The organism is Brevibacterium yomogidense (genome assembly GCF_900163715.1).
GTDB classification, from domain to species: domain Bacteria; phylum Actinomycetota; class Actinomycetes; order Actinomycetales; family Brevibacteriaceae; genus Brevibacterium; species Brevibacterium yomogidense_A.
The window spans coordinates 112582-138701 of the sequence record NZ_FWFF01000005.1 but is presented as its reverse complement, the minus strand read 5'-3'; the positions used below and the strand labels follow the sequence as shown (position 1 = coordinate 138701).

Annotated in this window: 19 protein-coding genes; 16 read left to right on the top strand and 3 right to left on the bottom strand. The window is 69.5% G+C overall.

Translation table 11 applies throughout. The annotated features are described in order from the left end of the window. Positions 1–2: 2 nt before the first annotated feature. Complete coding sequence (locus FM105_RS04475; protein ID WP_087005406.1) at positions 3–1454, top strand: hypothetical protein; 1452 nt, start codon at positions 3–5, stop codon at positions 1452–1454. Positions 1455–1501: 47 nt separating this feature from the next. Here the strand turns inward: FM105_RS04475 and FM105_RS04470 are convergent, their stop codons facing one another. The 3 genes from FM105_RS04470 to FM105_RS04460 form a co-directional block, all read right to left on the bottom strand. Then, positions 1502–6274, bottom strand: coding sequence for a CapA family protein (locus tag FM105_RS04470; RefSeq protein ID WP_087005403.1), 4773 nt, complete (start codon positions 6272–6274; stop codon positions 1502–1504). 86 nt (positions 6275–6360) lie between these two features. Further along, positions 6361–8553, bottom strand: coding sequence for a hypothetical protein (locus FM105_RS04465; protein ID WP_087005400.1), 2193 nt, complete (start codon positions 8551–8553; stop codon positions 6361–6363). Positions 8554–8563: 10 nt separating this feature from the next. After that, positions 8564–10210, bottom strand: a complete 1647-nt coding sequence (locus FM105_RS04460) for a dolichyl-phosphate-mannose--protein mannosyltransferase (protein WP_087005397.1) — start codon at positions 10208–10210, stop codon at positions 8564–8566. 94 nt (positions 10211–10304) lie between these two features. Between FM105_RS04460 and FM105_RS04455 the strand changes: the two genes are divergently transcribed. The 15 genes from FM105_RS04455 to groES all read left to right on the top strand — a co-directional run bounded on the left by FM105_RS04455 (position 10305) and on the right by groES (position 26058). Next, positions 10305–10883, top strand: a complete 579-nt coding sequence (locus tag FM105_RS04455) for a DUF4190 domain-containing protein (protein WP_087005394.1) — start codon at positions 10305–10307, stop codon at positions 10881–10883. A 7-nt stretch (positions 10884–10890) separates the two neighbouring features. Beyond that, positions 10891–11757 (top strand): 16S rRNA (cytidine(1402)-2'-O)-methyltransferase, encoded by an 867-nt coding sequence (gene rsmI / locus FM105_RS04450; protein ID WP_087005391.1) that lies wholly within the window; start codon positions 10891–10893, stop codon positions 11755–11757. Positions 11758–11774: 17 nt separating this feature from the next. Next, positions 11775–13316 carry a methionine--tRNA ligase gene (metG, locus tag FM105_RS04445; RefSeq protein ID WP_087005388.1) on the top strand — a complete coding sequence of 514 codons (1542 nt, stop codon included), beginning with the start codon at positions 11775–11777 and terminating at the stop codon, positions 13314–13316. After that, positions 13316–14308, top strand: coding sequence for a TatD family hydrolase (locus FM105_RS04440; protein ID WP_087005385.1), 993 nt, complete (start codon positions 13316–13318; stop codon positions 14306–14308). Before metG ends, FM105_RS04440 begins: the two co-directional genes overlap by 1 nt. Before the next feature lie 136 nt (positions 14309–14444). Next, complete coding sequence (locus FM105_RS04435) at positions 14445–15734, top strand: resuscitation-promoting factor (protein WP_256970225.1); 1290 nt, start codon at positions 14445–14447, stop codon at positions 15732–15734. A 98-nt stretch (positions 15735–15832) separates the two neighbouring features. After that, positions 15833–17188, top strand: a complete 1356-nt coding sequence (locus tag FM105_RS04430; RefSeq protein WP_256970224.1) for a resuscitation-promoting factor — start codon at positions 15833–15835, stop codon at positions 17186–17188. Positions 17189–17410: 222 nt separating this feature from the next. Next, positions 17411–18604, top strand: a complete 1194-nt coding sequence (locus FM105_RS04425; protein WP_087005379.1) for a substrate-binding domain-containing protein — start codon at positions 17411–17413, stop codon at positions 18602–18604. A 3-nt stretch (positions 18605–18607) separates the two neighbouring features. After that, entirely contained in the window at positions 18608–19393 is a 786-nt protein-coding gene (locus tag FM105_RS04420) for an ABC transporter ATP-binding protein (protein WP_256970223.1), read from the top strand. Next, positions 19390–20103 carry an ABC transporter ATP-binding protein gene (locus tag FM105_RS04415; protein WP_087005376.1) on the top strand — a complete coding sequence of 238 codons (714 nt, stop codon included), beginning with the start codon at positions 19390–19392 and terminating at the stop codon, positions 20101–20103. Before FM105_RS04420 ends, FM105_RS04415 begins: the two co-directional genes overlap by 4 nt. Next, complete coding sequence (locus FM105_RS04410; RefSeq protein ID WP_087005373.1) at positions 20100–20975, top strand: branched-chain amino acid ABC transporter permease; 876 nt, start codon at positions 20100–20102, stop codon at positions 20973–20975. The genes FM105_RS04415 and FM105_RS04410 overlap by 4 nt, the downstream gene beginning before the upstream one ends. Then, positions 20972–22231: a branched-chain amino acid ABC transporter permease gene (locus tag FM105_RS04405; RefSeq protein ID WP_087005370.1), complete on the top strand. Its 1260-nt coding sequence runs from the start codon at positions 20972–20974 to the stop codon at positions 22229–22231. The genes FM105_RS04410 and FM105_RS04405 overlap by 4 nt, the downstream gene beginning before the upstream one ends. After that, the gene (locus tag FM105_RS04400; RefSeq protein WP_087005367.1) at positions 22228–23889 is read left to right on the top strand and encodes a class I adenylate-forming enzyme family protein; all 1662 of its coding nucleotides are present in this window, start codon (positions 22228–22230) and stop codon (positions 23887–23889) included. The genes FM105_RS04405 and FM105_RS04400 overlap by 4 nt, the downstream gene beginning before the upstream one ends. Continuing rightward, the gene (locus FM105_RS04395; protein WP_373404769.1) at positions 23882–24568 is read left to right on the top strand and encodes a TetR/AcrR family transcriptional regulator; all 687 of its coding nucleotides are present in this window, start codon (positions 23882–23884) and stop codon (positions 24566–24568) included. Before FM105_RS04400 ends, FM105_RS04395 begins: the two co-directional genes overlap by 8 nt. After that, positions 24568–25524, top strand: a complete 957-nt coding sequence (locus FM105_RS04390) for an alpha/beta fold hydrolase (protein WP_087005364.1) — start codon at positions 24568–24570, stop codon at positions 25522–25524. Before FM105_RS04395 ends, FM105_RS04390 begins: the two co-directional genes overlap by 1 nt. A gap of 240 nt (positions 25525–25764) precedes the next feature. Further along, on the top strand, positions 25765–26058 hold the full coding sequence (gene groES, locus FM105_RS04385) for a co-chaperone GroES (protein WP_087005361.1): 294 nt from the start codon (positions 25765–25767) through the stop codon (positions 26056–26058). The last annotated feature ends 62 nt before the right edge of the window (positions 26059–26120 follow it).

Sequence of the window (26120 nt, the reverse complement as noted above, 5' to 3'; positions counted from 1 at the left end):
ACGTGCAGCAGACATTCGCAGAGGCGACCTGGCCGACGGCCTTCTCCTCGGACATCGTCCGCTCTGCCTTCGGGGGAGGCCGGCTGTCGAGCTACTGCCTCGCACTCGAAGCCTGGCGCCGCGGTCTCGAGGTGACCTACACGCGAGCGGACCTCCACTGCTTCACGATCGCCGACGGGGAGCGGCGCGTCGCGTTCGACTGCTCGCGTCCCGACTCCCTCACCGCTGCGGAGGACCACGCGCGGCTGGACAGCAAGTGGGAGTCGAAGCGCATCCTCGGCGGGCGCGGAATACCTGTGCCGCGGGGGGTGCTCATCACCGACACGGATCTCACGGATGCGCAGCTCGCGGCGCACGCGGACGCGATCGGCGTGCCCCTCGTCGTCAAGCCGGCGTCGGGCTCGATGGGCTACGGGGTGTCCGCCGGCATCCGGAGTGTTCCCGACTTCATCAGCCGCTACCGGCATCTCGTCGCGACGTATCCGGATCAGGCGGTGATCGTCGAACAGCACATCGAGGGCGACGACTATCGCGTTCTCGTCGTGGGCGACCGCGTCGTCGCCGCGACCCACAGGGTGACGGCCCATATCGTCGGCGACTCAGTGCACACGGTCGACGAGCTCGTGTCGCGGAAGACCGCCGACCGGAAGGCGAACCCGTACCTGTCGTCGGGGCCGACCCCCAGGAACGACGACACCGCGGCGCTCCTGGACGAGCAGGGCCTGACCTGGACATCCGTGCCGGCCGCGGGCAGGACGGTCATGCTCGCACGCAACGCGAGCTCCTCGCTCGGCGGCGACACTGTCGACGTGACGGACAGCCTGCCGGATGCGATGGCACAGGCCGCAGTGGACGCCGTCGCAGCCATGCCGGGCATCCACATCGCGGGCATCGACTTCATCCATGACCCGGCCGGGACGGGCGGGTTCGCGATCCTCGAGATGAACTCCCGGCCGCACATCCCCCTCAACATGTACCCGACGCACGGGACGGGGCCGGACGTGCCCCGGGCGATGATCGACCACTTCTTCCCCGACAGCCGACGCTCCGGGCGGGTGGCGGACGATTCCCTGACGCTGTCGTTGGAGACGGTGCAGCAGACGCTGCTGGCACGGAGGGCCTCAGCGGTCACGCTCATGCCGCTGCCCGGCCATGGGCTGCCCGCGCGGCTCGAATGGACGCTGCCGCCGGTGGCGACGACGATACTCCGGAGGCTCACACGGCGGAAGCTGCTCTGGCGGTCGGCGGCACACGGAGTGTCAGGCGTCCTCCGGCGTGCGAAGGACGGTCAGGTGACAGTAATGCTGGCGGCGGAGGACGCCGCCGCGTGCAGGGGCTTCATGGACGAACTCGTCGAGATCGTGCGGGAGCCCTTCGGGCTGCCCGCGGGCGTCGTGCTCGACGACCCCGTTCCGTGGGACGGGCCGGTCTCCGTGGGCTTCGCGGTCCTGTAGTCGCGCTCCGCGCAACGTGGACACCGTGAGGGTCCTCCGCGCAGGGCCTAGTGGAAAGCCGATCGGGGGAGAGGCCGGTAGTCGGGTCCCATGACCGCTGCGATCCGGGCGCGGTCCTTCCCCGCCGTGACCGGGTCATAGCCCAGCGCTCCGTCCTCCAGCTCGTCCAGTGGCACGACGGAGACGAGTCCGCGGGTGCCGCGGTCGGCGACGATCCGGCACGGCAGGTACCCGTCGTCCTTCATGACGACGGCACCGGTCGCATCGCGTGTGAGCGTCAGGGACGAGATCAGGGTGTCCAACGTGATCGGGTGGTGCCTGTTGATGTAGGCCACGAAGTTGCCGCCGGAGTACACGACGGGGACGCGCCGACCGCTCTCCGCGGTGAGGATCGTATACGGCTGCGGACAGTGCGAGTGAGAACCGAAGATGTAGTCCGCACCGGCATCGGCGACCATCTGGGCGAAGCGGGACTGCCGCGGGCTGACCCTCTCCGTGTACTCCTCGCCCCAATGGCAGTAGGCCAGCACGAATTCGGCGCCCGCCGCTCGCGCGTCTGCGATGTCACGACGGACACGGGCGGTCGAGAACAGGCTGGTCATCGCGCTGATGCCCTCCTGCGTGAAGCTGGACTTCTTCATCTTCTGCCGTACGGGGTCCAGATAGGCGACCACGCCGATCGTGATGCCCTTGATGGAGAAGAGAAGATGGCGGGGCTCGTCCGGGCCCGCATACATCCCGCCGTGCACGAGCTGAGCGTCGTTGAGCGCGTCCAGAGTCTCGAGGACCCCTCTGGCCCCTGTGTCGTACATGTGGTTCTGCGCGCTCAGTACGGCGTCGATCCCCGCGTTGCGCACCATCGTGAGATAGCTGAAGGGCGCATTGAGGTGGGGTCGGCCATCCACGTACAGGCGATCGGCCGCCAGTGGGAAGGACGGGGCGACCATCGTCTCCAGGTTCGCCAGTGCCAGATCGGTGCCGCCGAAGATGCTGCGGACATGCCGGAGGCTCTCGGAGAAGTCGAATGCGCCGTCCTGCAGGGCCGAGCGCTGCTGGAATGCTCCGGACATGAGGTCGCCGACCATTGTGAGAGTGACGTCGGACCCGTTCTCAGCAGACGTCGACTCGTACGTCCCGCCCGCCCGGCGGAACCGGGACGGCTGCACGCTGATGCGGCAGTCCTCGTCACGGGGGTCCTGCTCAGCCATCGCCGGGCGCAGCTCGTAGACCCGCTTCAGGTGCTCGACGGCCGCCGGGTCGTCCAGCACCTCCCTGATCGTGCGCATGCTCCCGGAGCCGACTGCACCGAGGGCGCTGGTGATCGGTGCGGCCGTGGGCGGATACGGAGCCACGGAGAGTCCCTGTTCCACTGCGCGACCATGCGCCGCAGATCCTTCGGCGCAGCCGATCGCCGTCGAGTCATCGAAGGCGTCTGCGGTGAACGAGGTCAGATCGTTCGGGACGTGGATGCTCTCCAGTGATCGGCAGCCGGCGAACGCCTCTGCGTCGATCTGCTCGAGGGCGGAGTGCAGCCAGATGCTCGTGAGACCGCGGCATCCCCCGAAGGCGGATTCTCGGATCCGCGTCACCTTGTGGGGGATCGCGATGTGCGTGAGGCTCGAGCAGTTCTGGAAGGCGCCGACTCCGATGTGCTCGGTGGTCTGGGGGAGCGAGTGCTCGATGAGCTTCCGGCGGATGACGCGCTGGGCCTTCGGACCGGTCGCCATGAAGTACATGAGGGTGGAGAGAGCCGTGCAGTCCGCGAACGCCCGCTGCGCGATCCGTCGGAGATCGGTGGGGAGGACGACGGTGTGGAGTGATGAGCACGCCTCGAAGGCGCGCGCGTTGATCGTGCGCAGGGTCGGCGGCAGTTCGACGCGCTCCAGGTTCGGCGAACCGGCGAATGCGTCCGCACCCAGAGTGGTCACGGAGGTGGGGACGACGACGCTGCGCAGAGTCGCGCTTCCGCGGAGGCCTCCCGCGGCGATGGCGGTGACGGGCTTCCCCGCGACCTGGCTGGGGATCGAGAGGTCCGCGACCTCGGCCGCGAGCCCCGTGACCCGTGCAGACGAATCGCCCACCTCGAAGACCACACCGTCGCGCTCGACGGTGTGCGTCGGTGTGGCCGGGGCGAGCCTGCGCAGTCGGCGGACGACTCGCCCCTTCGCGCTGCGGGCCGCGGACAGGACCCGTGTGCTCGTGCGGTCAGCATCCTCACCCCACACGCCTGCGGGTTCCGGTGCTGGGCGCGCTGCTCCGAGGTGCAGATCGACGACCCGCCGGATGAGGTCTCCACTCGCTCCCGGTGCCTGTGAGAAGGCGACGAGGTCCGGGTTCACACTCACGTCCTCGACGACGACCGACGAGGCGGTGGCCGGCATCTTCGGATCCGTGATGATCAGCGATACACGGACGATGTCTGCGCCTGCGAATGCGCGCGCCGCGTCTGCGGCCAGGCGTCGGTGCGAACGGTGCAGTCTCGCCGCACCGCCACCGGAGCTGCCGTCCTCGATGCGGACGACACTCAGGACCCTGCCGTGGACCACGAGCAGGTGGAACCTCTCGCCCGGGTGCCGTGCCGCGATCAGCGCCCGGTGGGACCGGATGACCGAGGTGCTGCGTGTCCAGGCCGCGTCGAAGGCCGTTCGGTCCATGCCCTGCATGTCGACAGGAGCACCGCCGCCGAACTGCAGCGTCGCAGAGCCGATCTCCGCAGCATACTTCCACGCGCGGTCGCGCTCTCTGGACCCGAAGGTGCGGCCGGCGGGCAGGGGCAGCGACGCGCTGCGCAGAATCGTCCGACGCAGGAGGGGGCGGATGAGGGCGAGGCGTGCGGCCTGGGAGGTCCGATCAGTCGTCGCGCCGCGGAACCCCTGCGTCTGACCGTGTCCGGTCGCAAGGAAGAGTCGGTCTGCCAGCCATTCGATCTGGAACCCGCGCGCGCTGAGCTCTGCGGCGAGCAGCGTGGCCGAGGTGGGCGTGCGGACGGGCTGCGGCGCAGTCCGCCGCGGGATGTTCCCCGCGGGCTCTGACGGGGCGAGGACCAGATCCGCCGCATCGGAGATGACATTGCGAGGAGTTCCGCCGGGTGCTGATGTCCCGTGGGACGCGAGATCCGGCAGCGAATTGACCTCCACCGCGATGTACGAGTCCTCCTCCGCCGGCTTCCGCGGTTCCGCGATGAGGAGGTCGATCCCCGCGAAGCCCATGCCCGGGAACGCGGACGCCGCACGTTCGGCGATGCGCAGGTAGGACGGGTGGATCGTATCCGTCATGTCCAGAGGCTCACCGCCGGTCGCCAGATTCGCCTTGTGGTCGATGACGTGGGTGACGCCATCGGGCAGGACCGAGAACGGGGTGAGACCCGCACGCTCGAGGCGGTCCAACCGGTGCGGCGTCATCGCGATGAGCTTCGAATGCAGGTGGAGGTTGTCGTAGCGGATGTCGTTCTTCGCGTTGAGGAGGTCTCGGACCGTGCTGGTCCCGTCTCCGACGATCTCCGGGGGCACTCTCCGGTTGGCGGCGCGCGCCACTCCGCCGACCACGGTGATGCGCACGTCCTCGCCGACGAACTGCTCTTCGACGAGGAGGCCGGATCGGGTGGTGTCCGCCGCGATCGTCCAGGCTGCGCGGAACTCGTCGATCGTCGTCACGCCGACGGTGACTCCGCGGCCGGCGTGTCCGTCCACGGGCTTGATGACGAGCGCCGGGTGCTTCTCGAGCATGTGCAGAGCGTCGTCGACAGGTGTCGTGACGCTGAAGAACTCTCCCTCCGCGATCCTGATCCCCGCACGCAGCAGCAGGTCCCGCGACATCTCCTTGTTGCCCGACGCGGCGGACCCCGGCACCCCGGTGCGGCTGGTGTCCGTGATGTGCACGAGGTACTTCTGGCCGTCCTGCCCCTCACCGAAGAGCACGCGCGTGCCGATGGTCTCGACAGTGGCGCCGCGTCGCTTCAGCTCGCGCTCCCACATGTACATGCGTGCGGGGACGCTGCGATCGAAGCGGAGTTCGGCAGGGTCCTCCTCCCAGAGCGTCATCGTCGTTCCGGTGCCGGAGTGGGCAGCGTGGAACGGGGCACGATGCCGGTCGTCGAGGTGCGCGTGGAAGCAGCCGTCATCCGTGACGGACACTGCGCGCAGCAGAGCATCGGCGCTCACCGTGGTGCGGAGCAAGTCCATGTAGAGGCGCTCGGCCACCGCGGTGGATGCCGCGGCACGCGTGCTGACCGTCGAGCCCTCGGCGCGCAGCACGAGGGTGATCGGGTGAGGGGCGTCAGCGGCGTCGGGGACGCCCTCCGCATCGGGAGTCCCGCTGAACACGAGGCTGCCGCGCACGACGTCGATGTGCAGAGCGGAGGCGCTGCGATCCCCGATCAGGATGTTCGCGCCGGCGCTGATCGCGCGGCGCTCGAAGGGGGTCGATGCGGATGGTGGCGCAGTGCTCCCCGGGCTGCTGAGCTCGCGGGGGAACGAGTGGAGGACGACGATGAGCGCCCTGCTGTCCGCCGCACGCAGCCGGGTGATGTCTGCGATGACACCGCCCGGACGCGGCGCATCGGGGTCGGATCCGCGCGAGGACGTCACGATGAGGACGGTCCGAACGGTCCCGTCGTGGAACGGCACCGTCATCTCGAACACTCCGGGAGGCAGAGGGGAGTCGGACTGCTCGCCGCTGTGTGCGGTCGCTGACCCGTCAGCACGGAGGACGAGGTCAGCGTCCGTCGGCCGGCTGCCTGTGGACGTCAGGTCGACGGTCGCGGTATCGACGGGACCGGAAGGAGTCCATCGCTTCGCGTGTGCGGAGAAGTCGATCGGCATGGTCTCTGTCTACCCCATCCGGGGTGCTGCACAGCGGAGCGGTCTCGGAGTGCCGTGCTGATCGGCTGTCCGCTGTGAGGGTCGTCTCATCCAGGGGCGCCGTCGAGGTGGAGCGCCACGATCCTCGCGGCGATGTCCGCGGTGCTTCGGGTCGAGCCGTCGCCGAATGCGGCGAGGTCCGGGTTCGTCCGCATGTGCACGACGGCGGGCGCTGCAAGGACCGGTGCGACCACGACCTCCGCGATGTCGAGTCCCGGCAACGCCGCGACGGCCGCGCGAGCGGTGCGGAGCTCGGGTCGATCGGCCGGATCGTCGTCAGGGTCGGGGAGCGGTGAAGTCTCCGTGGTCTCAGCGGACTGAGCAACCCCGGGCGCCTCCGTGGCGGTCACGGTCCCGCCCTGCGACTCCTCGCGGACCGCGACGACGGTGCCGTGGGCGACGAGCACGCGCAGACAGGGTGCTGTTGCCGCACGTGTCACACGCATGCCGGGCATGGTCGCGTGGCCGGCCGCCTCCTCCCACGCCGCGGTGAAGGCGTCTTCCGACGCGGCATCGACCACGAGGGGCCGGTGCGTGCCGCCGTGGATCGCGACGTGCCCCCACTGTGCGGCGAGCTCCTGTGCCGTCCTCCGGTCGAATCGGGTGAAGGCGCGGCCTTCGAGGAGGGGGACGCCAGCGTGTTCGAGCAGCTCGCTCACGGTGTTCGGGTTCTGCAGTGCGAACACGGCCGCGTGGGCGCTGTGATCGGTCAGGGCATCCCAGACCCCGTGGACGTGGTTCCCGCGCTGGGCGAAGAATGTGTCGTCAGCGAGCGGGTCGATGGTGAACCCCCGTGAGGCGAAGGCCCGCGCGAGAAGCGCGTGGCTCGAGGACTCGCTGGCCGTCGCACCGATCGAGTCACGGTCGAACCTGACGTTGTCACGTGGGCGGGGGAGAGGTGACGTCGTCGCGGGAGGACGGACATCGAGGATCGCCGCGGCGAGTGCACCGGCGACGTCGAGGGATTCCCCGCCCTGAGCACCCGCATGGATGCCGAGCCCCGGGTTCGGGTTGAGCTCGATCACGACGTGGCCGTCGTCTGCCGCCGGAGTCGCCAAGTCGGTTCCCATGAGATCGACACCGGCGACCCGCAGCCCCGGGACGGCCGCCACCGCGCGTTCGGCGATGCGCAGATACGACGGCGCGATCGACTCTGTCACGTCGACCGGCTCCGCGCCGGTGCGCACGTTCCCCGTCCTGTCGAGGTCGCACCGCTGGCCCTCCGCGGGGACGGACAGCGGAGTGAGCCCCGACTGCCCGAGCAGACGCAGGCGGTGCGGGGTGAGCGAGACGGGCTTCCCGCGCAGGAAGAAGCTCTCCTGCCGCCGGCTGTTCTTCGCGTTGACCAGGTCACGGATCGTGCGCTCGCCATCGCCCGTCACGTGGGGCGGGACGCGCTGGGCGGCGGCACGGGCACGCCCGTCGATGACGAGGACCCGCACCTCCTCACCGGTCCGGACCTCCTCGACGAGGACGCCCGCGCGCGTCTCGTGCAGCGCGAGGTCCCACGCCTCCCGCAGACCGTCCGGGTCGGTCACCCCGACGGTCACGCCCCGGCCCTTGTCCCCGTCCACCGGCTTGACGACCAGCGACCCCAGCCGCTCGAGCAGCTCCAGGGCCTCAGCTGGATCAGCAGCGCGGTCGAAGGACACGCCCGCCGGAACGGCGACACCCGTACGAGAGAGCAGGGCGCGGGCGATGTCCTTCCGCTCCGCCGCGTGCACCGCGGGCATTCCGTTGAGATGCGACCGGGCGTCCTTCACCAGGAGCGGAGTGCCGTCGGGGGCCGAACCCACGAGGACGTTCCGGTCTGTTCGCGTGATCTCTGCGCCGCGGATCCGCAGTGCGCGTTCGAGCAGGACGGTGGACACGGGGATCCGGGCGTCGACGCGGAATGACTGCGGCTGGTCCTCCCACGGCGTGTGCACGGTGAGCATCGGAGAGGGCCGAGGCCCCGCGAGGACGCGGCCGTTCGCGTCGAGATGCACGCGGGCGACAGCGGAGTCGTCAGACCCGACCGGTTCGACCGCCTCGAGGAACGCCACGGGGTGCGTGGTCGTGGCCAGCAGGTGGGTGTAGAGCTCCGCGGTGGACGAGCCCGTCTGCTCGAGCGGCACCAGGCGCACCTCCGTCCCGTCGTCGAGCGGTCGGGTGCGCTGCGCGAATCCGTGGGTGCTCAGCCGACCGCGGACGATGTCGATGCGGAGCTGGTCCACGTGCTGGTCCTCGGGCTGATCCACGACAGCCCCCTCACACCCAGGTGGCGTTCCACATGCGCAGCTCCCACGCCTCGCGCGGGATGTACGTGCCCGTCCACACGGGCCAGAAGAACGCGCAGGCCAGCACGGCGAGCGCCAGGACGAGTCCCACGGCCAGGCGACGCGTACGCAGTGCCGTCGGGGCCTCGGCGGCGGTGGCAGCGGTCCTGCGTCCCCACAGCAGGCCCAGCGCGTAGGTGAGCGCCAGGACGGTGAACGGGACCATGACGATCGTGTAGAAGGTGAAGATCGTCCGCTCCTGGTACATGAACCAGGGGCCCCAGGTGGCGACGAGGGTGGCGAGCAGTGCACCCGCTCGCCAGTCGCGTCGCATCACCCAGGCGAACACCAGTACCAGGACGGCCACGGGAGCCAGACCCCAGATGACGGGGTTGCCGACGGACGTGATCGCGGCGGAGCACTGCTCGACCGTGCAGCCGTGCTCGCCGGGACCCGCCGACTGATAGTAGAAGCTGGTGGGCCTCCACTGCACGATCCAGCCCCACGGATTAGACATGTAGGTGTGCTCGGACGACAGCCCCACATGGAAGTCGTAGGCGGCCTGGTGGTAGGTCGCCAGGCTGGGGATCCACCCGGGCAGGAAGTCCCACCACCCGGAGTTCACCTCCGCCCAGTCGCGGTAGTAGCCGCCGCGGGTCAGGATCCAGCCCGCCCACGTCGCGACGTAGACGACGAACGCGACCGGCACCATGGACATGAAGGCGGGGAACGCATCCTTCAGCAGCGCCGCACGCCACGGGTGGCGCACACCCATGCGCCGGCGGTGGCCCCAGTCCCACGCGACGGTGAGCAGGCCGAACACGGCGAGCGCGTAGAGACCCGACCACTTCACACCCATCGCGCAGCCCAGCGCGAGCCCCGCGGCCAGCCGGTAGGGACGCATCCCCAGCGACGGCCCCCACGAGGACGGCATGAACCACGCGGCGCGGGCACCCATCGCTCTGCTCAGGGCATTCGGGGACGCTCCCGGGCCCGCGGCCGTAAGCGCCCGGTCGATCCGCCGTCGGGTCCGGATGCGGTCCTCGACGAGCAGTCCGAACGCCACGAGCACGAAGAACATGAGGAAGATGTCCAGCAGCGACGTGCGCGAGTGGACGAGGTGCTCGCCGTCCACCGCCAGCAGCAGCGACGCGATGGCGCCCAGCCACACGGAGCCGAACATCCGCCACGCGATGACGCCCACGACGAAGATCGACAGGGTGCCGATGAGCGCGGCCGCGAACCTCCAGCTGAAGCTGTCGTCCTGCCCGAAGAGCTCGATGCCCCACCCGATCAGCCACTTGCCCAGGGGCGGGTGGACGACGAAGTCGCCGCTGTCCAGCACCACCCAGGGGTCGCCGGCCTCGAACGAGGCGTTGGGCTCCTCCGGCCATTCGCGCTCGTGGCCGAACTGCGTGAGCGCCCAGCCCTCCTTGACGTAGTACGTCTCGTCGAAGATCAGGGTGTTCGGGTGGCCCAGGCGGAAGAAGCGCATCATGCCGCCCACGGCGGCGATGAGAGCGGGGACCAGCCACCCGAGGACGGTCGGCGTGAGGAACCGCCGCAGCGCCGGCGCGGTCGAGCGCGCGGGTGCTGATGAGAGCGCGGGCCGGCGGCGCGAGGTCGGAGTGGCGGTCACAGCCGCAAGTGTAACGGGACCGTCACCTCCTCTCGTTGTCCGGCGAACAGAGCACCGAGTAGCGTGATGGCGACGGATTCTTCAGGAGGCAGCGATGAGCGGCAGCGGTCACGGCGAGTACGGCGGATACGGGACAGGGTCCGGATCGTCCGCGGACTACGGGTACGGGAGCAGCCCCTACGGGTCGGGGTCCTCGAGCGTCCCGTCGACAACGGGCCCCTACGGCCAGTCAGACCCCTTCGGCCAGTCGGACCCGTACAGCCAACCCGCCTCGTACGGCCAACCGGCGTCGTACGGCCAGCCGGTCTCCTACGGGCAACCAGGCACCTACGGTCAGTCTGACCCGTATGCGGCATACGGCAGCGCCCCGCAGGCCGTCGACCCCTACGCGGGTGCCTACCCGGGGCCGGTCGTCTACTCGCGGCCGACGAATACGATGGCGATCCTCTCCCTCGTGTTCTCCCTGGTCGGGCTCATCACCTACGGCTTCACGTGCATCGTCGGCGTCATCCTGGGCCACGTCGCCCGCAGCCAGATCAAGCGGACCGGCGAACAGGGAGCCGGCCTCGCGCTCTCCGGCCTGATCGTCGGCTACGCGTTCATGGGGCTCGTCATCATCGGGGTCATCCTCTACGTCCTGCTCATCAGCGTCGCCCTCACAACGGCTTCGTGAGGCGACGGTGAGCGCCGTCGAGCACTCAGTCGAGCAGTCAGAGGGCACCGGCCGGCTGGTGCTCGTCGGCACCCCCATCGGCAACCTGGGAGACGCGAGCCCCCGCATGCGCGAGGCGATCCTGGCCGCGGACCTCGTCGCCGCAGAGGACACACGCCGCTTCCGCGCCCTCTGCGACCGCCTGGAGCTGAGCCCGAGCGCCACGGTGCGCAGCGTCCACGACCACAACGAGGCCGACCGCGCCCGCGAGCTCGCCGATGCCGTCGCCGCCGGTCGGACCGTCGTCCTCCTGAGCGACGCGGGCATGCCCGCGGTGTCCGACCCCGGTTACCGGGTCGTGAAGGAGGTCGCCGGGAGGGGACTGGACGTGACGTCGGTTCCCGGGGCCTCGGCGGCGGTGACGGCACTGGCCGTGTCCGGACTGCCCAGCGACCGCTGGGCCTTCGAGGGCTTCCTGCCGCGCAAGCCGGGCGAGCGCAGGCGCCTGCTCGCGCAGCTCGCCCCCGAGCGCCGCACCCTCGTCTTCTACGAGAGCCCGCACCGGGTGGGCGATGCGCTCGCGGACATGGTCGCCGCGTGCGGTGCGGACCGCCCGGCCGTCGTCGCCCGCGAGCTCACCAAGCTCCACGAGGAGGTGCTGCGCGGCACGCTGGGCGAGCTCGCCCAGGCCGCGGCCGACGGCCTGCGGGGAGAGATCTGCATCGTGCTGGGGCCCGCGGCGGCCCAGGAGGCACCCGGGCCCGAGGCCGTCGTCGGCGAGGTCGCCCGCCTCACCTCCGACGGCGTGCGGGCGAAGGACGCGGCCGCCCGGGTCGCCGCGGCCCACGGGCTGCGGACGCGCGAGGTGTACGAGGCATACCTCCACGCGGAGTAGTCGTAGACTGGCGATCTATGACCTTCTACATCACCACCGCGATCGCGTATCCCAACGGCACGCCTCACATCGGCCACGCATATGAGTACATCGCGGCGGACACGCTCGCGCGCTTCCACCGGCTGGACGGTGAGGACGTCTACTTCATGACCGGCACGGACGAGCACGGTCTCAAGATGCAGCAGACGGCGGAGAAGGAAGGCATCGCGCCGCGGGAGCTGGCGGATCGCAACGCCGCCGCTTTCCAGCAGCTGCAGGACTTCCTCGGCTCCTCCTACGACCGCTTCATCCGCACGACGGACGACGACCACAAGGTGGCGTCGCAGGCGATCTGGACGCGCATGCAGGACGCGGGCGACATCTATCTCGACGCCTACTCCGGCTGGTACTCCGTCCGCGATGAGGCGTTCTACCAGGAGGACGAGACGGAGCTGGTCGACGGCGAGCGCCGCTCCATCACGACCGGCACACCGGTGACGTGGACGGAGGAGGAGTCGTACTTCTTCCGCCTGTCCGCCTACCAGGACCGCCTGCTGGACCTCTACCGGGAGCACCCGGAGTTCGTCGGCCCCGACGTGCGCCGCAACGAGGTCGCCTCCTTCGTCGCCTCCGGGCTGAAGGACCTCTCGATCTCCCGCACCACGTTCGACTGGGGCATCCCCGTGCCCGGCGACGAGCGCCACGTCATGTACGTGTGGGTCGACGCGCTCACGAACTACCTCACGGGTGCGGGCTTTCCCGACGTCGACTCCGAACGGTTCCGCGACCTGTGGCCCGCGGACGTCCACATCATCGGCAAGGACATCTCCCGCTTCCACGCCGTCTACTGGCCCGCGTTCCTCATGAGCGCCGGGATCGAGGTGCCCAAGCGCGTCCACGCGCACGGCTTCCTCTTCAACAAGGGCGAGAAGATGTCGAAGTCCGTGGGCAACGTCGTGGACCCCTACGACCTCGTGGAGTCCTTCGGCCTCGACACGCTGCGCTACTTCGTGCTGCGCGAGATCTCCTACGGCCAGGACGGCTCGTACTCCGCGGACGGCATCATCACGCGCAAGAACACGGACCTGGCGAACGAGTACGGCAACCTCGCCCAGCGCTCCCTGTCCATGGTCGGGAAGAACCTGGACGGGTCCATGCCCGCGCTGACGGATCTGACCGCGGAGGACGAGGAGCTGCTGGCGGCCGCCCGCGGACTCCTGCCGGTGGTGCGCGAGCACGTGCACCTGCAGAACCTCCACCTCTACCTGGGCGAGGCGTGGAAGGTGCTCTCCGCGGCGAACCGCTACATCAGCGCGCAGGAGCCGTGGAAGCTCAAGAAGACGGACCCGGAGCGGATGTCCGCGGTGCTCGCCGTCGTGCTCGAGGTGGTCCGGATCGTGAGCCTGCTGGTCCAGCCCGTCATGCCGGAATCCACAGGCCGCATCCTCGACATGCTGGGTGTCCCGGCCGACGCACGGACATTCGCGGACCTCGACGCACCGGTTCCCGCGGGCACGCAGCTGCCCGCACCTTCACCCGTGTTCCCCAAGCACGTGGAGCCCGTCGCGGAGGACGCCTGATGGCGGGGGCTGACCCGAAGCGGTCCGGTCCCAAGCGGTCCGGTTCCCGTGCGGCGGGGGAGTACCCGCCGGTGCCGGAGCCGCTGCCGCACCCGGTCGTCGACACCCACACGCACCTCGACATCTGCACGGGGGCGCGCGGCCCTCTGCGCTCCGGTGAGCCGAAGCCCCAGCTGGAGCCCGGTGACGACGAGGCGTTCCCCGACGTCTCCTTCTTCCACGAGACGGCGCTGGCCGCCGGCGTGACCCGGATCGTGCAGATCGGCTGCGAGATGGGAGCGGCCCGCTGGACCGCGGACCTGGTGGCCGCCGAGGCCGCTGCCGGGCGCGACTGGATGCTGGGCGGAGCCGCGATCCACCCGAACGAGGCGCCGCGGCTGGGTGCCGCGGGAGTGCTGGACGAATCGCTTGCGGAGATCGAGGAGCTGTGCCGCCGCGACCGCATGCGCGTCGTGGGGGAGACGGGCCTTGACTGGTTCCGCATCGAGCAGGCCGAGGTCAACGGCGTGCCCGTGCCCGAGGAGAATGCCCGCCGCTTCCAGGAGGAGTCGTTCCGCGCGCACATCGAGATCGCGAAGCGGCTCGACCTGGCCCTGGAGATCCACGACCGCGAGGCGCACGACGACGTCCTGCGCGTCCTGCGCGAGGTCGGGGCGCCGGAGCGGACCGTGTTCCACTGCTTCAGCGGAGACGCCGCGATGGCGGAGATCTGCGCATCGCGCGGCTACTTCATGTCCTTCGCGGGGAACGTGACCTTCAAGAACGCCACGGGTCTGCGGGAAGCGGCTCAGCGGGTGCCGCGGGAGCTGCTGCTCACGGAGACCGATGCGCCGTTCCTCACGCCGCACCCCCATCGCGGCCGGCCCGGCGGGCCGTATCTCACTGCGGTCACGGCGCGACTCCTCGCGGAGGTCCGCGGGGAGGACCTCGCGCAGCTGTGCGAGACCGTCGTGGCCAACGCGGAGAACGTGTTCGGCCGCTGGGAGCTGTGACCTGCGGCTGCGGTGTCAGGCGGCTGTGAACGAGCCACGGAATCCGTGATCTGACGGGCCTGCAGGCGGTCGTGTGTGATCTGTGAGACGGGAATGTAACGGGGATTGCCACTTAGATAACGAACCGGTTACACTCATGCAGTCGTCGCATTCTCGATTTGATTGGAACACCGTGTTCTCTGCTCTGCGCAACCGGAAGGTGCAGATCGCCGGCCAGACCGTCGTCATCACGGCACTGGTAGGCGGCACCGCCGCATTCGTCGGCCTCAACAAGCAGGTCGATCTCACCGTGGATGGTGAGACCCAGCAGGTCCGCACCTTCTCGGACTCCGTCTCCGACGTCCTCGAGTCGAACGACGTCGACGTCGCGAAGGAGGATCAGGTGCAGCCCGGCGCGGACGCGGACGTCACGCGCGGGATGAACATCATCGTGAACACCTCCAAGGACATCGACCTCACGCTCGACGGTGTGACCACACAGGAATCGACGACCGGCAACACGATCGCAGAGGCGCTCGCGGACCTCGGCGTCGATCCGGAGGGCGCAGAGGTCTCCGAGGATCTCGACGCGACCCTGGCCGACGGTGAGAACTCCGAGTTCAGCGTCGTCACGCCCAAGACCGTCACGGTCGTCGCAGACGGCGACCGCACCCCCGTCGACGTCACGGCCGCCACCGCGCAGGACGTGCTCGACGAGGCGAACATCGAGCTGGGCGAGCAGGACACGGTCTCCACCCCACTGTCCGCTCCCGTCTCCGACGGCAGCGTCGTCGAAGTCCTCCGCACTGCCACGGACGAGAAGACGGAGACGGAGACCATCGCGAAGAAGGTCACGGAGAAGAACGACTCCTCCCTGCCCCGCGGTGAGAAGAAGGTCGAGACGGAGGGCAGGGACGGAAAGCGCGAGATCGTCTACTCCGTCACCACCGTCAACGGCGAAGAGGTCAAGCGCGAGAAGAAGTCCGAAGAGGTCGTCGCGGAGGCGAAGAACGAAGTCGTGCTCATCGGCACGAAGGAGCCCGAACCGGCTCCGGCTCCGGAGGACAACAGCGACGAGGGATCCGACGACTCCGGTGATGCGGGCGATTCCGGTGATTCCGGTGAGTCGGAGGAGTCCGGCGAATCGGGTGACTCCGGCGAATCGGACACCGGTGATCGCAGCCCGATGACGACCGCGGAGATCAAGGCGATGCTGGGCGGACCCGGCAGCAAGTGGTACCAGGTCGTCAAGTGCGAGTCGAACTTCAACCCGAAGGCCGTCAACCAGCAGAACAACGCACACTTCGGACTGTTCCAGTTCAAGCAGGCGACGTGGAACTCGGTCGGCGGATCGGGCAACCCGGCAGACGCCCACCCGCGTGAGCAGTTCAAGCGCGCGAAGATCCTGCAGGCTCAGGCCGGCTGGGGTCAGTGGGCCTGCGCCTGAGCATGAGGGAAGCACACTCCGCGTCCGGCGCGGAACATGACGTACAGCCCACGAGCGGCGGTGGCACAGCCACCGCCGCTCCGGCGGTTGCGGAGCCGGTGGTCGCGGCACCACCGAGTGGGCCACCGCTGACCCGGCGCGAGGCGCTCGCACGCGAGCGTGCCGCCCAGGGCGGGGGACGCGCGGCACAGGCCGGGGGACCGGACCCGGTCGCGACTGCGATCCCGGAGCCGGCCTCGGCGGGGGTGACGGCGAGCACCGCGACTGCGACTGCGGGCGCGGAGTCCACGCGGCCTCGGGCGCGGACAGTGCAGATCGTCGGCCAGGCAGTCGTGATCTCCGCTCTGGTCGCCGGCACCGGCGCGTTCGTGGGCCTCAGCACCCCCGTCGACCTCACCGTCGACGGCGAGACCGTGCAGGCCCGCACGTTCGGCGACACCGTGGCGGACGCACTCGCGGCAGAGGGCCTCGAGGTCCGCGACGGCGATCTGGTGCAGCCCGGCGTCGGTGCGGACCTGTCCCGCGGCATGGACATCGTCGTGAACACGGCGAAGGACGTCGAACTGTCACTCGACGGCCACGAATCGACGGAGACCACCACAGCCCAGACCGTCGGCCAGGCGCTCGCGGAGCTGGGGGTCGACCCGACCGGCGCGGAGGTCTCGAAGGACCTCGACGCGCCGCTCGACCTGGAGGCGGCCACCGGCCTGTCCGTCGTCACGCCCAAGACCGTCACCGTCCGTGCGGACGGCGAGACGATCCCCGTGGAGGCGACCGCGGCATCGGTCGGGGAGGTCCTCACCCATGCGGGCGTCGACGTGGCGGACACGGACTTCGTCACGGCGCCCCTGAGCGCGCCCGTGGTGACGGGCCAGAGCATCGGCGTCATGCGCACGGAGACCACGACGGAAGAGGTCGAGGAGACCATCGAGGCGCCCGTCGAGGAGAAGAAGACGGACAAGCTGCTCGAGGGGAAGAAGAAGGTCGAGGAGAAGGGCCGGGACGGCACGCGGAAGGTCGTCTACGAGGTCGGTGAGATCGACGGTGAGGAGATCACCCGCGTCGAATTGTCCGAAGAGGTCATCGAGGAGCCGGTGGAGAAGGTCGTGCTGATCGGCACGGGCGACCCGGAGGACCCGGACAGCTACGAGGTGCCGGCTGACGACGGGACGACGATGTCGACCGAGGACATCAAGGCCATGGTCGGCGGCCCCGGCAGCCCCTGGTACAAGATCGTGCAGTGCGAATCGGAGTTCAACCCGAAGGCCGTGAACCGGCAGAACAACAAGTACTTCGGGCTCTTCCAGTTCGGGATCCCCACCTGGGAGGGCGTGGGCGGCAGCGGCAACCCCGCCGACGCGAGCCCCCAGGAGCAGTTCATGCGCGCGAAGATGCTGCAGGAGCGCTACGGCTGGAGCCAGTGGGAGTGCGCCGGCATGGTCGGCGTCGGCTGAGTCGGCTGGAGGCGGAGCCGGAAGCGGCCGCGCGGTACCCGGGCAGGGTGCCGCGCGGCCGCTTCTCTGTGTGCGCGACCTGTGGGCAGCAGGTGGCGGGCCCGCCCTTGACTTGGTGTGAGGTGCGCCATACTCTGTGACATGCAACCTGAATCACCTTTCATGAACCGCATCGGGGACGCTCTCTCCGACAGACTCCTTCCGACGAAGAAAGGAGTGGCCATGCGCTACTCGACACCGTTCAAGGCAGGCGCCGTGACGGCCATAGCCGTCCTCGCGCTCTCTGCATGCGCCCCCGCGGCCACCGACGCGGACGGCGGCTCCGAGGCGCCGTCGGAGGTCTCCATCGGCGTCATCACCAGTGAGACCGGTCCCCTCGCAAGTTACGGCGAGCAGTACCTCGACGGTTTCCGTGCGGGTCTGGACTACGCGACGGACGGCACCGGCGAAGTCGATGGGACGACGCTCGACGTGCAGGTCGTCGACGATGCGGGCGATCCGGACAAGGCGGTCACCTCCGCGAAGGGCCTCATCGGGCAGGGGGTCGGCATCCTCGCGGGCAGCGCATCCTCCGGCGTGGCGGGCGTCCTCGCTGAGCAGGCGCAGCAGAACGAGGTCCTCTTCATCTCCGGGCCCGCCGCCGTGGACTCGATCACCGGGGCGAACGACTACACGTTCCGCAGCGGTCGCCAGAGCGCCCAGGACGTCGCCACTGCCGGCACGTTCCTCGATGACATCGACGGCAGCAAGGTCACCGTGCTCGCCCAGAACAACGCGTTCGGCGAGGGCAACGTCGCCGCCGTCGAATCGATCCTCGGTGCGGAGGGCGCCGAGGTCGCACCGGTGCTCGTCGCAGAGGATGTCACGGAGTTCACGTCCTTCGCGCAGCAGGTCGTCTCCTCGGAGCCCGATCTGGTGTTCGTCGCCTGGGCGGGCGCCACGACCGGCGCCATGTGGCAGGCGATGAGCCAGCAGGGAGTGTTCGAGGAGATCCCCGTCGTGACGGGCCTGGGCGATTCGGCCACCTTCAACTCGTACGGAGCCGCGGCGGAGGAGATCAACTTCCTGAACCACTACGTGCCGGAGGCGCCGGACAACGAGGTCAACGACCACATGGTGTCCGCGGTCGAAGAATCGGGCGGGACACCGGATCTCTTCACCCCCGATGGCTTCAACGCGGCCCTCATGGTCGTCGAGGCGGTGTCCCAGGGGGCCGGAGACGTCGACGCGATGATCGGTGCGCTCGAGGGCTTCGAGTTCGAGGGGCCCAAGGGGACGAACACGGTCCGTGCCGGTGACCACGCGCTCATCCAGGACATGTACCAGGTGAAGCTGGTGGAGGACGGCGACGCCGTCTCGCCGGAGCTCGTCGGCACCGTGCCGGGCGAGGACGTCGCACCGGCTGAAGCGGAGTGATCGATGCGTGAGGACATGAGAGAGGAAGCGCCGTCCGCCCCGGCGGCACTGAGGGTGGAGGGGCTCGGCCTGCAGATCGGCGGCGCCAGGATCCTCGAGGACGTCGACCTCGACGTCCCGCAGGGATCGATCGTCGGCGTCATCGGGCCCAACGGGGCGGGGAAGACCACACTGTTCAACGCGGTCTCGGGACTCATGGCGCCCACCGCCGGACGGATCCACATGGGCGGGCGCGACATCACGTCGCTCTCCGTCCCGGCGCGGGCGCGTGCGGGCCTGGGGCGGACGTTCCAGACCTCCAGCTACTTCCCCGGCCTCAGCGTGCTGGAGAACGTCCGGCTCGCCGCGCAGGTGCGGGAGGGCGGCAACTACTCGCTCTTCCGTTTCCCGCGCCCCGGCGACGCGGCCTCGGTCCTGGCGCACGAGACGCTCGAGACCGTAGGGCTCGCGCACAAGGCGCAGGCGCCGGCCGGCGACATCTCCCACGGCGACAAGCGGAAGCTGGAGATCGCCGTGCTGCTCGTCGCGGACGCGAGCCTCGTGCTGCTCGACGAGCCGATGGCCGGCGTCGCATCGGGCGACGTGGCGGGCCTCGTGCAGAACATCCGGGACATGCAGCGGCTCAAGGACTGCACCGTCCTCATGGTCGAGCACCACATCGACGTCCTCCTGGGGTTCGTCGACCGCGTCGCCGTCATGTACTTCGGCACCATCATCGCGTTCGACACCCCGCAGAACATCATGGACAACCCCACCGTCCAGAGCGCCTACCTCGGGAGGTCGGCATGAGCGATCCCATCCTCAGAGTCTCCGGACTCCGCTGCTCGATCGCCGGCCAGCAGGTCGTCGAGGACGTGAGCTTCGAGGTCCCGCCCGTGGGTATCACCGCGGTGCTCGGCCGCAACGGTGCCGGCAAGACCTCGACCCTGCGCGGCATCATGGGCCTCAGTGCGCGCAGGGGAGAGATCGTCCTGGCGGGTCAGCGGATCGATGCGCTGCCCACGCACCGCGTCGTGCAGCGCGGCGTCGGGTACGTGCCGGAGGACCGCGAGGTCTTCGGGACCCTGTCCGTGGCGGAGAACCTCGCACTCGCCGAGCGCCAGGCCCAGCCACGGCGCGAGTTCGTCGCAGAGCTCTTCCCGGACCTCGTGAAGCGGAAGGACCAGGCGGCCGGCTCACTGTCCGGCGGGCAGCAGCAGATGGTGTCGCTCGCCCGGGCGCTGCTCAATGACAACCGCATCCTGCTCGTCGACGAACCGACCAAGGGGCTCGCCCCGCAGATCGTCGACGACGTGGCCGATGCGCTGGCGGAGGCGTCGAAGACCGTACCGGTCCTCCTCGTCGAGCAGAACCTCGACGTGGTGAGGAGACTCGCCGCGGGCGCGGTCGTGATCTCGAGCGGACGGGTCGTGCACACGGGCGATGCCGCGGAGATCCTGGACGACGAGGCGCTCACGCAGCGGCTCCTGGGAGTCCATGCATCGGGGGAGGCCGCATGAGCGCCGTCGTTCTCACCCTCATCACCGGCGTCGGCCTGGGCGCCCTCTACTTCCTCGTCGCATCGGGACTCAGCCTCATCTACGGGCTCATGCACGTCCTGAACTTCGCCCACGGCGCGTTCCTGTCGCTCGCCGCCTTCATCGGCTGGCAGACGGCGCAGGCCCTGGGCGTGTCCTCGTGGTGGGCGCTCCTCGCGTCCATCGGCGTGGGGGCGCTCGTCGGAGCCGCCTTCGCGGTCTTCACAGAACTTGTGCTCATCCGGCCGCTCTACGAGCGCCACATCGAGCAGGTGCTCGTGACGGTGGGTCTCGCGCTCGCCGCGGTCGCCCTCTTCGAGGGGATCTGGGGCTCCGACCCGCTCACCGTCGCAGGACCTCCGTGGCTCAAGCAGACCACCGTGGTCCTGGGCGCCCACATCCCGAACATCTACTGGTTGCTCATCCTGGCCGCCGCGCTCGTGCTCGGAGCTCTCGTGCTCTTCCTCAAGAAGACCCGCTACGGCATGATCATCCGCGCCGGCGTGGAGAACCGCGCGATGGTGACCGCGCTGGGCATCGACGTCCGCCGTGCCTTCACCCTCGTGTTCGCGATCGGCGGTGCGGCAGCCGGGATCGGCGGCGTGCTGGCGATGCACTACATGACCTTCGTCTCCGCGCACCTCGGCCAGACGCTTCTCATCTTCGCGTTCATCGTCACCGTCGTCGGGGGCCTCGGATCGCTCGCGGGAGCCGCGATCGCCTCCGTCCTCGTCGCAGTCCTGCAGCAGTTCGCGAACTTCTACCTCGGCGGCACCGGCGACTTCATCGTCGTCATCATGCTCGCCGCGGTCCTGCTGCTGCGGCCGCGGGGACTCCTGGGGAGGAAAGCATGACCACCACGACCGCACAGCCGAGCACGCGGGCCACCGCACAGCCCACCGCGCGGGCCACCCGTTTCCTGCCGGCCATCGTCGGCGTCGCATTCATCGCGCTCGTGGCGATGCTGCCGCTTCTCAACATCACCGTGCCCGTCATCCTGCCCGCGCCCACCTACATGCCGGGCAGCCTCGCCCTCATCTCGCTGTGCATGGTGTTCGCCGCATTGGCACTCAGCTACAACATGCTGCTGGGGACCGCAGGCATGCTGTCCTTCGGCCACGCGCTCGCGTTCGGCGGCGGTGCGTACCTGCTGGGCGTCATCCTCGACCGGTTCGAGGTGCCGCTCGTCCCCGCGACGCTCCTGGCGCTCGTGGGTGGACTGGCTGTCGCACTGCTCGCCGGATCGATCGCGAACCGGGTCGGCGGCATCCCGTTCGCGATGGTGACCCTGGCGTTCGCCGAGGCCGGATCGGTCCTCGTGCGCAGGAACTCCGGGATCACCGGGGGAGAGGAGGGCCTGAGCCTCGCGACCGAACAGGTGCCTGACATGCTGGTGAGCGTTGCCAACACGCGCAACCTCTACTGGCTCATCCTCGCGATGCTGGTGGTCGTCTACCTCGTCGCCCTGTGGGTCGACCGCAGTCGGCTGGGTCACCTCGCCCGTGCGGCACGGGAGAACGACCAGCGGGTGCGTGTGCTGGGTCTGCACCCCTACACCGCGAAGCTCGCGATCTTCGTCATCGCGTCGCTGCTCGCCGGGGCATCGGGTATGGCGTACCTGCTCCTGCAATCGGGCACCGTGCCGCACGCGGTGTCCGCGGATCTCACGATCACCGTGCTCGTCATGGTCGTGCTGGGCGGCGTTGGCTACCGGTGGGGAGCGGTGGTCGGCGGTGTCGTCTACACGCTGCTCGACCAGCGCTTGACCGTACTGGCCGGTGCGGACGCGATCCAGGGTCTGCCCGCCGTGCTGCGCATCCCTCTGTCGGAGCCGCTGTTCCTGCTGGGCACGATGTTCGTCCTCGTCGTCATGTTCCTGCCCGGCGGAATCGCAGGGACCGTCGATAAGGTGTGGAGCCGCCGGCAGGGGCGCGTGCGGAAGTCCGGCGGGCTCGAGGCCCTCGACGGCCTGGACGGTCCGGCTGGTCCGGCTGGCCCGGCTGGCCCGGCTGGCCCGGCTGGCCCGGCTGGCCCGGCTGGTCCAGCCGATCCGGCCGACCCGGTGGAACCCACCGACCCCGCAGGCGCAGACCGAGGAGTGCAGACATGACACAGCCGGACACGTTCGGGCGACACGAGGACGCGACGCTGGCGCGCTGGCTCGCGGATCGTGCCACGGTCGACGGCCGCCGGATCGCGATCGACGACCGCGGCGTCCTGATCGACTACGCGACGCTCCACCACCGCGCCTCCGCACTTGCGGACCGGCTCGCCGCCGGCGGCTACGGCGCAGGCGGCCGGATCGCGACACTGTCCGGAAACTCCGCCGACCACGTAGTTGCCTTCTTCGCCTGCGCCTCACTGGGCATCGCGTTCATGCCGCTGTCGTGGCGACTGACGCCTACGGAGCTCGCCGCGCTCATCCGCCGCAGCAACCCGGACCTCGTGCTTCTCGAGGAGGAGTACGCCTCGGTGGGCCACGAGGCGCTTCGTCAGCGCGGTCTCGACGCACCGGAGGCGACCGGGCTGGGGCCCGCGGGTGTCGAGACCGAGGTGCCGCCGGCCCGCACTCAGCGGACCCGGCGGTCCGTCGTGGGTGAGGATCCGCTGCTGGTCATCTTCACCTCGGGCAGCGAGGCGGAGCCCAAAGGCGTCGTCCTCACCCACGCGAACTGCTTCTGGAACAACCTCGCGCTGTCCCGGGCGCTCCCGATCGCAGCGTCCGATGTGGTCCTCGCGATGCTTCCGCAGCACCACGTGGCCGCGTGGAACGTGCAGCCGCTGCTGGCGTGGTGGGTGGGCGCGACCGTGGTCATGGAGCGCACCTTCCAGCCGGACCGCATCCTGCAGTTGGTGCAGGAGCGGGGAGTCACCACGATGATGGGTGTCCCCACCCAGTACCGACTGCTCTTCGACGCCGCTGATGCCGCAGCGGCAGACCTCCGGTCACTCACCACCGTGGTGGTCGGGGGAGCGACGATCGCCGCGACGCTCGCGCAGGACGCGGCCGCGCTGGGCGTACCGCTCACCCAGGGCTACGGCCTCACGGAAGCGGGCCCCAACGTGCTGTTCCTGCGGCACGAGGAGCTCATGAAGCACCCCGGCAGCGTCGGCCGGCCCTATCCCACAGTGGAGACCGCGCTCATGGATCCGGAGTCGGGACTGCCACTCGACGGCGTCGCGACGGGAGAGCTGTGGGTGCGCGGCCCCAGCCTCTTCGCCGGATACCTCGACGACGAGGCGACGACCGCGTGGGCGTTCCGCGACGGCTGGATGCGCACCGGCGACCTGGCGCACCGTGATGCCGACGGGATCCATCGGATCGTCGACCGGCTGAAGAACATCTACGTGTCAGGGGGAGAGAACGTCGCCCCGGCCGAGGTCGAGGCAGCCCTCGAAGCCCACCCGCTCGTCACGCGTGCGTGCGTCGTCGGCGTACCGGACAGGGTCTGGGGTGAGCGCGGATTCGCCTTCGTCGTGGCCGACAAGCCGTTGAGCCCCGATGAGCTGCGGGCCCACGCGCGCTCGATCCTCGCGGGCTTCAAGGTCCCCGCGCACGTCGAGTTCGTCGACGAACTGCCGGAGACGGTCATCGGGAAGCTGGACCGGCTGCGCCTGCGCCGAGAGGCGGCAGACGGAGTCGTGGGGTATTCCGGAGGCTCGCGGTCTTCGCGAGGCTCGGAGTCCTCGGGAGACTTGGGGACCTCGGCGGCGTGTGCTTCCGCAGTGCCGGGGTCAGTGGACAGTGAGGAGGTGGACCGTGGGTGAGCACGGACGTCCGGATCAGGACGGGGCAGAGGTGCTGGTGTCGTCGACGACCGGCAGGCCGCTGACGAAGCGCGGCGAGGCCACCCGGAGGAAGATCCTGGAGGCGGCCGAGCAGGTGTTCGCCCAAATGGGGTACCCGGATGCGTCCATCGTCAAGGTGACGGAGCGGGCGGGGGTGGCACTTGGCACGTTCTACCTCTACTTCGACAGCAAGAAGACGGTGTTCGAAGCACTGGTGCTCGACCTCAACCGACGGGTGCGGCAGTCGATGTCGGAGTCGATGGCTGGTGCGCGCACGCGGGTCGAGGCGGAGCGCGGCGGCTTCGAAGGATTCTTCCGCTTCACGGCGGAGCACCCCGCCCTCTACCGAGTCATCCGCGAAGCCGAGTTCGCCTCGCCCGCGACGATGCGGCTCCACTACGAACGGATCGTCGCCGGTTACACGGAGGGCCTCGAACAGGCGCAGAGCGCCGGCGAGGTGGACCCCACCCTGGACCCGGAAGTCGCCGCGTGGGCGCTCATGGGGCTGGGTGAGCTCATCGGCATGCGCTACGTGCTCTGGGAGCGGGACGAGAACGGTCGAGCGCCGCAGCGGATCGACCCCGAGGTGTTCGACTCCATGATGCACTTCATCGCCAACGCGCTGACTGCGCGTGACGGCGCCGGAAAGGACGACTGATGAGGACCCATAAGTACCGCACCACCGATGTCGCAGTCGACGGCGGGACGCTGCACGCGGGGGTCTGGGAGCCGGTGGAGACGATCGAGGGCGCCGAGGTCCCCACAGCGCTGCTCATCCACGGCATCACCGCATCCCACCTGGCGTGGCCGTTCGTCGTCGCGCAGCTGCCGGACCATCGGGTCATCGCCCCGGACCTGCGCGGCCGCGGGGGCAGCCACGCAGTGGCGGGGCGGTCGAGCATGCGGGCTCACGCAGCGGACATGCAGGCGCTGCTCGATGCCTGCGGCGCGGAGTCCGCCGCAGTCGTCGGCCACTCGATGGGGGCGTTCGTGGCTGTGGTGCTCGCCGACACGGCGCCGGATCGGGTCACGCGCCTTGTGCTGGTCGACGGCGGGCTCCCGTTCGACGTGCCGGCGATGCCGGACCTCGAGCCGGAAGAGGTCGTCAACGCGATCTTGGGGCCCACGGCGGAGAGGCTGTCGAAGCGCTTCGCCGACGTCGAGGAGTACCTCGCCTTCTGGCGGGCGCACCCGGCTTTCCAGGAGTCGTGGAGCAGGGAGGTCGAACAGTACTTCGCGTACGACCTCGTGCCTGTCGGGAGCAGTCTGCGACCCGCGACGAGCCTCGAGACGACCATCGAGGACATGCTCGATCTCAACACCGGCTCGACGCTCACCGATGCGCTCGCCCGCGTCGCCGGACCTCACGCGGTGCGGGACGCGGGGCAGCCATCCGTGCTCTTCTACACCGTGCCTCGCGGCCTGCAGAACGAGGTGCCGGGACTGTACCCGCCGGGCTACGTCGAGGGCCTGCTCGCGCAGCACCCGGTGCTCGAGCACCACAGGTTCGAGGAGCTCAATCACTATAGTGTCGTCATGACCGAGCGTGGCGCCGCGGTCCTGGGCGGGCCGCTGCGGGAGGCGATCACGGAGAGACCGGCGGCTGTCGGGTGACGCCGGCGGGAGCCGCACCTCGGTGCGTCCGCACTTCGAGAGAGGCTGGCACTCGGGTTGACCGAGTGCCAGTGCCTCACTAGAGTTCTGATTAGCACACGCACCACGTGAGTGCTAGAAGTGCGCAATCGGCATCGCAGCCCGGCACCCGCGACGACGGGCCGCGACAGACGCCCCAGCCGGGGTGTGCCGTCCCGGCGCACGCAGTCACGACATACCTATTAAGGAGAGTGTCCGCACATGTCGGTCTCCATCAAGCCGCTCGAAGATCGCATCGTCGTCCGTCAGGTCGAAGCTGAGCAGACCACCGCTTCCGGTCTGGTCATCCCCGACACCGCCAAGGAGAAGCCCCAGGAGGGCGAGGTCGTGGCAGTGGGCCCCGGCCGCGTCGCCGACAACGGCTCGCGCATCCCGCTGGACGTCCAGGTGGGCGACAAGGTCGTCTACTCGAAGTACGGCGGCACGGAGCTCAAGTACAGCGGCGAGGAGTACCTCGTCCTGTCGGCTCGCGACGTCCTCGCAGTCATCTCCTGACTCCCTCGCGCGTTCGTGAACGCGCACTGCAGCACATTCGCTGATACGTACTCACTCCAGAG

Coding starts and splice junctions, on each gene's coding strand:
- FM105_RS04470 (WP_087005403.1), bottom strand. CDS start 6,274: ATGCCGATCGACTTCTCCGCACACGCGAAGCGATGGACTCCTTCCGGT.
- FM105_RS04455 (WP_087005394.1), top strand. CDS start 10,305: ATGAGCGGCAGCGGTCACGGCGAGTACGGCGGATACGGGACAGGGTCC.
- metG (WP_087005388.1), top strand. CDS start 11,775: ATGACCTTCTACATCACCACCGCGATCGCGTATCCCAACGGCACGCCT.
- FM105_RS04440 (WP_087005385.1), top strand. CDS start 13,316: ATGGCGGGGGCTGACCCGAAGCGGTCCGGTCCCAAGCGGTCCGGTTCC.
- FM105_RS04435 (WP_256970225.1), top strand. CDS start 14,445: ATGCAGTCGTCGCATTCTCGATTTGATTGGAACACCGTGTTCTCTGCT.
- FM105_RS04425 (WP_087005379.1), top strand. CDS start 17,411: ATGCGCTACTCGACACCGTTCAAGGCAGGCGCCGTGACGGCCATAGCC.
- FM105_RS04420 (WP_256970223.1), top strand. CDS start 18,608: ATGCGTGAGGACATGAGAGAGGAAGCGCCGTCCGCCCCGGCGGCACTG.
- FM105_RS04415 (WP_087005376.1), top strand. CDS start 19,390: ATGAGCGATCCCATCCTCAGAGTCTCCGGACTCCGCTGCTCGATCGCC.
- FM105_RS04410 (WP_087005373.1), top strand. CDS start 20,100: ATGAGCGCCGTCGTTCTCACCCTCATCACCGGCGTCGGCCTGGGCGCC.
- FM105_RS04405 (WP_087005370.1), top strand. CDS start 20,972: ATGACCACCACGACCGCACAGCCGAGCACGCGGGCCACCGCACAGCCC.
- FM105_RS04400 (WP_087005367.1), top strand. CDS start 22,228: ATGACACAGCCGGACACGTTCGGGCGACACGAGGACGCGACGCTGGCG.
- FM105_RS04390 (WP_087005364.1), top strand. CDS start 24,568: ATGAGGACCCATAAGTACCGCACCACCGATGTCGCAGTCGACGGCGGG.
- groES (WP_087005361.1), top strand. CDS start 25,765: ATGTCGGTCTCCATCAAGCCGCTCGAAGATCGCATCGTCGTCCGTCAG.